Raw genomic sequence first — 8,178 nt, 5'->3', positions numbered from 1 at the left:
GCATAGGAGCTTTTTCCGCGAGCGATCACTGATACTTTCGCGACGTCGGGCGCGGCGAGTACCGGCATTAGCGACAGCTTCAATTCTGCTCGTGAGGGTCCGCTTGGTCGTGGATTGCAAATTGACATGATCTACCATGCGTTTGACGTCTAGCGGGAGGCGCCATTCGTACGTTGCCCCTCGAAGCCGATGGCCGCATAAGGGCCTATGACAATCGAGTTACAGAACGTCGCCTCACTATCCAGAGTCCAAGAAAATTGGCTTGCCGCGAAGGAACGGCGGTTACTCAACTGGCTCTGCGCCCAAATGCCCCCATGGGTCACGCCTGATCGCCTCACCGCTTTGGGCATGATCGGCGCGGTTATGATCTTCCTGGGCTATGTCGGGAGCAATCTGCATTCATCCTGGTTGCTGCTCGCCATCGCGGGCTATGTTGTCCAATGGTTTGGGGACTCGATGGATGGTAGCATTGCGCGCTTTCGCCGGATCGAACGTCCCTCCTATGGCTATTTCATCGATCATAGCTGCGACGGCTTCGCGACGCTGCTGATTCTCGCTGGGATCGGTCTCAGCCCTTTTGTTACCATGGACGTCGCCATGGTGGCGCTGGCCGGCTATCTGTTGCTGTCGATCCATGCCTATCTTTCCGCTCGCGTGTTGGGAGAGTTCAAGCTGTCCTATCTGGCGACTGGCCCCACTGAATTGCGGCTGATGCTGATCGGGCTGACGGTGATGATGATGGTCCTGGGCTCTGGTCCAGGATATTTCGGTGTCCTGTCGGGATTTGACCTGTTCGTAGGTACGATAGCGCTTATCCTGATCCTGCTGTTCGTCATCCAGACGTTGGTCACGGGACGGCGCTTAGCCCGGTCTGACCGGGGAAATGACTGACATGCGAACCGGCGCGGATATTGCTGCCCCCATGATCCAGTTTCTGATCGACGGCGACGCACGAATGGCAAAGCGGACGGGGCCGCACCTGGAAACGGAAAATCGGCAACTGAACGGCCGCAAAGGGTCGGTTTCGTGGTGTGCGCAACGCCTTAGGTTTGGGACTTTGCTGCTGTTCAAAAGTGAAGGCCGGAATGTCAGCTCTTTTCCCAAGCAGACATTCGGCGTTTGCCTCAGTGGCATCGCAGAGCGACAGTAGCTGGCCGATCCGGAACGGCAGCTTGGTGACGGCCGACTCAGGAAAGCTGCCATGGCCCGCTGAAAACGCCGCCCAGCACAAGCGACCAAAGGCGGACATGAGCCGACTATAGCGGGCGGCCGCGGAGAACCCGACACGCTCCGGCAAATTAGAAACCCCGGCCCCAGCCTGCACTTGCAACGTCGCCAGAGTGGGAAGGTCGATCGCGTCAGCCATGCTGATAAATGTCGACCGCATCGACTTTATGGACGCGAATTTTCAGATCAGTCCGCTAAGGTGATGGACCAAGCTAATTCACACGCGGCTGCTGACAAGCTGCGTAACGCAGGCGCGCCGCTCGGGGCGGTGGTGGGCGCACTGCTTCTTGATGAAAAGCTACCGCTGGCAAAATGGCTCGGCATAGTCGGCATTGTCGCCGCGTCCATCGGTACCACCATTACATCAAGGAAGCGCGCGAACGATGGAGCCCAGAAACGAGAGCATCTTCTGGAGAACTGATCGCCGAATAACCAGACAGTCCGCTAACCACCCACGATCGACTTTCCTGATGGCCGCCGACATCCTCGATCACCTCAACGCCGTCTGGCCGCTCTCCAGGGCGGGCAAGTTGGTGCCGGGTATTTGTATTCAGGGTGGACAGCGAACGGCAGGAGGCCTCGGCCGCCAATGTGCCCAACGAGGCCGCTTTCGGGCTTCGATTTGATGCTCTGGGTGCCACGCAGCGGGCGCTTCGTCCCCTGTGGTTTGGTTAAAGGCCGCCGAGCAAAGTGTGGATGTTGAGACACACATCTGGAAAAAATGTTACGAACGGTTCCCATGCGAGCCACCTGAGTTGACCGGGCTATGCCACTCTTAATAGATGTTCAGAATGAGGCGGCCGATAAGAACCTGCATTCGAAGAGGATGTATCAAATGAGCGGCTTCGCGAACTGCCGATGTTTCTCCGGTGCTGGGCTTGCTTCAGCACAGGGCGATGGCTGTTCTGTCGCGGGTGGAAATCCTCTAGTTCTTAGCACTATTATACATATCCAACAAAAGATGGCTTAAGAATGCCACGTTAACGACCTAGGTGTGGGTTGCAAACGAGGCTCCATATCTAATGGAGCTGATCAGAGGGAGGAATGCATTGAAAAAGCAATTGAAGCGCAGTCTCATGCTGTGTTGCGCTGCCAGCGCTGTCATGATGCCAGCTTTGGCGTATGCCCAGGGGCAAGGCGCGGCTCCGACCACCCCCAGTCAGACGCGGACTGAAGGTGAAGGTGCAGTCACGACGACAGAAATCGTTGTTACTGCCACTCGTGATGCACGTAGTCTCGTTGACGTGCCTATGTCTGTGAATGTCGCCACCGGTGAGCAGCTTGAAAAACTGCAGCTGTTCGACACAAAGGATGTGCAGCAGCTGGCTCCAGGCCTTGAATTAACGAACACTTCTGGCCGTAACAATACGACCACCCTTCGCGGTATTTCCTTTGACCCAGATTCAGGCGTTGGGCCCACTGTCCAGACTTACGTCAATGAAGTGCCCGCTGACGCGCAGACCGTCTTCACCGCTTTGTATGACATCGGGCAAATCGAAATTCTTCGCGGTCCGCAGGGTCTTGAACGTGGCCTTCCTTCGCCCGCTGGCGCTATCACCATTACTACGCGCCGTCCTGTTTTTGACGAGATTACAGGCTATGCACAAGCCAGCGCGACAGACGACAAGGGGTATAACTTTCAGGGCGGCGTGAGCCTGCCATTTTCGGAAAAATTTGCAATCCGCGTTGCTGGCCTGGTCGATCATAACCAGATCAATCAGGTTAAGAATATCAGCAATGGCGACCGCTCACGGTCAACCACAATGAGCGGCCGGGTAACGCTCGGCTTCAAACCGAGCGAGGCATTCACTGCCTATCTGACATACCAATATCTTGAATCGGACGCACGGCAATATGCGCAGGTCGTGGGCGCAGGCTCGACAGGCGCAGCAGGCACGTCAGGCCCGGCCTTAGGTGTCGATGATTATGCATCGGTCATGGAAGGCCCGGCCCGGTTCAAGAACCGGTCTCATCAAATTACCTTCAACGGCCATTGGGATATGGGACCCGTTTCGCTGGATGCGCTAGCTGCATATCAGTATTCCAAACTGGACCAGCAACGTGATCAAGACGTCGCCAATGCTATCCCTGGCTATACGGCCGTTCAGCACGTCGAGACACCGTTCAAGGTGCCTACCTTCGAGCTTCGGCTTTCGACAAACGACGATGGTTCGCTTGGTGGTGGCGTGGGCGCTTTTTACCAGAAGCAGACTGGCACAACCAGAGTGGCACAGCGGGCAGACAACTTCTTCACGGCATTTGCGCCCGCGTCCTTTGGCTTGTTCTTGCCTATTGGGGTAGATGTCATCGTTCCAACAGATGTGGAAACCTGGTCTGTCAACGCGTTCGGACATGCCCGTGTTGGTAGTCTGAAAATCGAAGGCGGCTTGCGGTACACCAAGATCAACAACACACTTGTGAGCGACGTAATCATCAACTCGCCTGGATACCCTGGGCTCCCGCTTTTCGGTATCCCTGCCATTGATCCTTTCACGGTAACTCAGAACGGTATTCCAGCGGGGCTGAGCAATCGGAATACGGATGCATTCACTGGTGGCGTCAACCTCACCTATGAGGTCAACGACGACTTGAACATCTATGCAGCCTATAATCGTTCATTCCGCGCGGGTACCGCAGGCGTGTCGGTGCCTGTAGGGGTGTCGAACGATCTCATCGTAACGGATGACGAAAAAACCGACGCGTTCGAGATAGGTGCGAAGGGCTCGGTCTTTGACCGTAAGCTTAATTTCGCATTCGCTGCCTTCTATCAGAAAATCGACGGCTTCATTTCGCGTTTTGCAGGTATCACTTATGACTGCCCCAATCTGCCCGCTGAATTTGGCGGTGGATGTGGTCCGGTGCCCCCGGCTTCGCCTGTTGGCACCCCAGGCGATCGGGTCAATGACGGCGGATTTGACTTCAATTATAATGGTGATGCAACGATCAAGGGCGTCGAGTTGACCCTTGATGCACACCCAACCACTTACTGGGACTTTTCGGTCAGCACCGCCTATGTGAAAGCGCGCTATGCCAATGATGCCAGGCTGCCATGTAACGACTATAACGGCGATGGAACACCAGATGCGGAAGGGACACCGGCAATCACCGGTCCTGGCAATGTGAGCTTCTGCAATATAGACCGCTTGTCAGATACGCCGAATTTCAGCCTGTCAGCCAACACCGAGCTGCGTTTACCGATGGATGGCTCTTTTACTCCCTTCGTGCGGGGATTGATAAACTATCGCCCAGGCGTTTATTCGCAGCTGAAGAACTATAGATATCAAAGTCGCACTATCCTGAACGTTTATGCGGGCGTCCGCAGCGACGACGGGAAGTGGGAACTGACAGGATTTGTCAAGAACCTGCTCAACCAGAAGCGGATTACCGATATTTCAGCAGGCATCGCGCAGACGGCGGCTGCTGACGACACCGCATTTGTCTCGGGCTATCGCACGATCAGTGCGACTGCCCCCCGTGAATTCGGCGCTTCACTTGCGTTCCGCTGGTGAGCTGATCAGAATTTACGATATCATAAAAATAAGTGGCCGTCACAGTATAGTGGCGGCCATTTTTTCGACCGTTAGCCAATGCATGGCTCACAGATTGCTCCAATCTATCCCTTATGGCCACTCAAGCACGGTCGTGGCCAGTGGCCTGTCGTAGCCTCCAACTGCACAGATCGGAAGATCAATTGGACTCCTACCCGCGAGACGTCTGTTATTTACTAGACAAGTCGGGTTAGATCATATATTACTTACTCCCCCAGAGGTTCTCCAATTAAGGGAGGATCATGAGGGTCGGCTGGAAGCCGGCCCTTTTTTTGATATCATCACCTCAGGTGGTGTTTAGGTAACCCAAGCGACGCGGGGAGAAGGACCGGTTTCGGCGTCGACGGATATTTCAGCCTCCGCGCCGGAACGGTCTGAGCTGGTCGGAGACCGCCGAAAGCGAGGGCGGCGATTTGATACTTCCCGACAGGTCGGCTTCTGAGCAGCGCCAGCGGGATAACGGACCGATCCTCAGACCGGTTGCTGATGTGAAGAGCATTTGCTGCTTCCTGCAACAGCCGCAGCATCAGCGGACAGCGACGGGGCGACTTCGTTCGTGCTTGTTGCACCGCAATGCATCAGATTTAAGAGCTAATACAAAGCCAACTTCTGATTGCATCTGGTTTCTGTTCGGAACTGGGTCATTAACCGGGAGCGAACGATCATATGCAGCGCCCGCGCCCTCATCGGGCGCTGGCGCTCAGATACTTAACCTCCGACATGATATCGAACCGATACACCGTACATCCTGGGCTCCCCATAAATGTAGGAATTAAAGCCGTTCTGATAGGAAAATGCTGAAGTGTCAAATCAGGTCAAACAAACTGCGAGGTTATCAGTGCCATTCCACATCTCGCTCTTTCCTCAGTCGGGAGGCCGCTACGATCGCTCGCCTCACGCCGTTCCATGACGGCTCACGTTCAGGCAAAGTTGCATGGCCGAAACGCTGCAGGGAATGACTGGAAGCACGTTATTCACGCGGTGACGATCGCCAGCCTGGCCGCAGTAGGAGAGACTTGAGCTGCCATGCCCTTGACCCTTCAGCGTCGACATCTTCTTATGCATGGGGCCGCGACGCTTGTGCTGGCGGCAATTCCGGTCGACCTGTCCGCAGCCAGGATCAGTGAAGCTGCGGACAGGCGTTTTGTCGAAAGCTTGCTCCGGCGGATGACCATCGACGAGAAGGCCGGGCAACTCTCGCTCTTTACGGCTCCTTTCGCCACGGAAGTCAATCCAGTCACCGGGCCGCCGCCGCGCGTCAAAGAGGTGCAGGCTATGGTTCGCGCAGGCGGCGCTATTGGTTTCTTCGGCTCGCACGATCCGGCTTTCCTTCGCTCGCTCCAAAAGATCGCAGTGGAGGAGTCGCGGCTGCGCATACCGTTGATCTTTGCGGGCGATGTCATCCACGGCCTGCGTACAATCTATCCCACACCCTTGGGCGAAGCTGCCAGTTTCGATCCGGACCTCTGCTATCGCACCGCGCGCGCTACCGCGCAGGAGGCCAGTGGATTCGGTCTGCACTGGTTCTTCGCACCGATGGTCGACGTGGCGCGGGATCAACGCTGGGGTCGGGTAACCGAGGGGGCAGGCGAAGATCCATGGTTGGTCTCTCATCTTTCGCAGGCGCGGGTGCGCGGTTTCCAAGGGCCTGATCTCAAAGCTGAGGACGGGATGCTCGCATGCCCGAAGCATTTCGCGGCTTATGGCGCGGTCGAGGGCGGCATGGATTATAATAGCGTCGAAATTTCCGACGTAGCGCTGCATCAGGTCCATTTGCCCCCCTTCAAGGCGGCATTCGATGCAGGCGCCTTGTCGGTCATGTCCTCCTTCAACGACATTGGCGGCGTGCCCTCTACCGGCAATCGGCATTTGTTGACTGATATTTTACGCGGCCAGTGGAAGTTTCCCGGGTTGGTGGTATCCGACTATGAGTCCGAAAAGGAACTGATCGCCCACGGCTTTGCCGGGGATGAGGAAGACGCCGTCATCAAGGCGCTGACCGCCGGGTGCGACGTGTCCATGCAGAGCGGTTTGTACAACAAGCATATTCCTGCGCTTGTCCGATCCGGCCGCTTGCCAATCCGCATCGTCGATGAGGCGGTACGGCGCGTGCTGCGCGTGAAGCAGGCGTTGGGACTGTTCGAAAACCCCTATCGTTCGCTTTCACCCGACCGCCGTGCGCAGGTCGAGGGCACGCCCGCCATGATCGCGCTGGCGCGGGAAGCGGCGCGTAAATCGATCGTGCTGCTGAAGAATGAAGGGGACCTTCTCCCCCTGTCGAAATCGGGCAAGTCCTTTGCCTTTATCGGACCCTATGTGTCGGACACTGTCCACGCATTTGGTGCGTGGGCAGCTACGGGCGACAGCCGCAAGGTCGTGACACTCGAAGAAAGCGTGCGCTCCACGCTAGGTGCAGGCGCACGAATATCCTTTACCAAGGCTTGCACCCCGACCCAGCCGATCGACGGCGGCATCGACGCCGCCATCGCGGCCGCGACTGCAGCCGACATCGCGGTCCTGTTCGTGGGTGAAAGCGCGACGCGCAGCGGTGAGGCTGCGTCGACCGTGTCCATCACCATTCCGCCCCACCAGCAGGCACTGGTGGAAGCGGTGGTGGCGACGGGCAAGCCCACGGTTGTCCTGCTCAAGCATGGTCGCGGCCTGGCGCTGACCGGCGAATGCCTGAACGCACAAGCCATAGTTGCGACCTGGTTCCTTGGTTCGCAAACGGGGCACGGCATTACCGACATCCTGTTCGGCGATCACGCGCCCCAAGGCCGATTGCCCGTCAGCTTCCCGCAGTCGGCCGGGCAACAACCTTATTATTACAATCATCGTCCGACCGGACGGCCCCAAACCAATCCATCGCAAAAATCCCACAAGGCGCGCTATCTGGAAGTGTCGAACGAGGCGTTGTTCCCCTTTGGTCATGGTTTGGGATATTCGCCCATATCCTACGGGCCTACTCAATTGGATCGCGATACCGTCCGCAAGGGGGGAACACTGTTGGTGCGCGCCACCCTCACCAACAGCGGAAAGCGTACCCAGCATGAAGTCGCGCAGCTCTATATTCATGATCGCGTCGCCAGCATCACGCAGCCGGTGCGCGTGCTGCGCAACATCCAGCATGTCGATATCGAGGCAGGGCAAAGTCATATGGTAGAGTTCGAATTACGGCCGGGAGACCTGGCTCATATCCACGAAGATCTTGCCAACGAAGCCGATGCCGGATGGTTCGACATCTGGATTGCCCCTGACGCGACCCGCGGCATTTCAGCATCCGTGCGGCTGATATGATGGCTATGCCTGATCATCGCTCCGTCCCTTCAGCGAATAGACCTTGCCGGTCCGAAGGGCATAAATTCTTGAATTGATGGCGGACGTCTCGATCTGCATGAAAACC

Annotated in this window: 5 protein-coding genes; 4 read left to right on the top strand and 1 reads right to left on the bottom strand. The window is 56.9% G+C overall.

Features of this window, described 5'->3' with window-relative positions; all coding sequences use genetic code 11:
- Positions 1–207: 207 nt before the first annotated feature.
- Positions 208–891, top strand: coding sequence for a CDP-alcohol phosphatidyltransferase family protein (locus tag MU848_RS15470; RefSeq protein ID WP_247233993.1), 684 nt, complete (start codon positions 208–210; stop codon positions 889–891).
- Here the strand turns inward: MU848_RS15470 and MU848_RS15465 are convergent.
- Positions 848–1,366 carry a hypothetical protein gene (locus tag MU848_RS15465; RefSeq protein ID WP_247233991.1) on the bottom strand — a complete coding sequence of 173 codons (519 nt, stop codon included), beginning with the start codon at positions 1,364–1,366 and terminating at the stop codon, positions 848–850. The genes MU848_RS15470 and MU848_RS15465 overlap by 44 nt on opposite strands.
- A gap of 63 nt (positions 1,367–1,429) precedes the next feature.
- Here MU848_RS15465 and MU848_RS15460 point away from each other — a divergent pair, with 63 nt between their 5' ends.
- The 3 genes from MU848_RS15460 to MU848_RS15450 all read left to right on the top strand — a co-directional run bounded on the left by MU848_RS15460 (position 1,430) and on the right by MU848_RS15450 (position 8,072).
- Complete coding sequence (locus MU848_RS15460; protein WP_201516766.1) at positions 1,430–1,648, top strand: hypothetical protein; 219 nt, start codon at positions 1,430–1,432, stop codon at positions 1,646–1,648.
- Positions 1,649–2,276: 628 nt separating this feature from the next.
- Positions 2,277–4,736 (top strand): TonB-dependent receptor, encoded by a 2,460-nt coding sequence (locus MU848_RS15455; protein ID WP_201516767.1) that lies wholly within the window; start codon positions 2,277–2,279, stop codon positions 4,734–4,736.
- 1,098 nt (positions 4,737–5,834) lie between these two features.
- On the top strand, positions 5,835–8,072 hold the full coding sequence (locus MU848_RS15450) for a glycoside hydrolase family 3 N-terminal domain-containing protein (protein WP_247233988.1): 2,238 nt from the start codon (positions 5,835–5,837) through the stop codon (positions 8,070–8,072).
- Positions 8,073–8,178: the final 106 nt, after the last annotated feature.

Source organism: Sphingobium agri, from assembly GCF_023051225.1.
Classification (GTDB): Bacteria; Pseudomonadota; Alphaproteobacteria; order Sphingomonadales; family Sphingomonadaceae; genus Sphingobium; species Sphingobium agri.
Note: the sequence above shows the minus strand (reverse complement) of the source record. Positions and strands in the feature narration are given on the sequence as shown.

Coding starts and splice junctions, on each gene's coding strand:
- MU848_RS15460 (WP_201516766.1), top strand. CDS start 1,430: ATGGACCAAGCTAATTCACACGCGGCTGCTGACAAGCTGCGTAACGCA.
- MU848_RS15450 (WP_247233988.1), top strand. CDS start 5,835: ATGCATGGGGCCGCGACGCTTGTGCTGGCGGCAATTCCGGTCGACCTG.
- MU848_RS15470 (WP_247233993.1), top strand. CDS start 208: ATGACAATCGAGTTACAGAACGTCGCCTCACTATCCAGAGTCCAAGAA.
- MU848_RS15465 (WP_247233991.1), bottom strand. CDS start 1,366: ATGGCTGACGCGATCGACCTTCCCACTCTGGCGACGTTGCAAGTGCAG.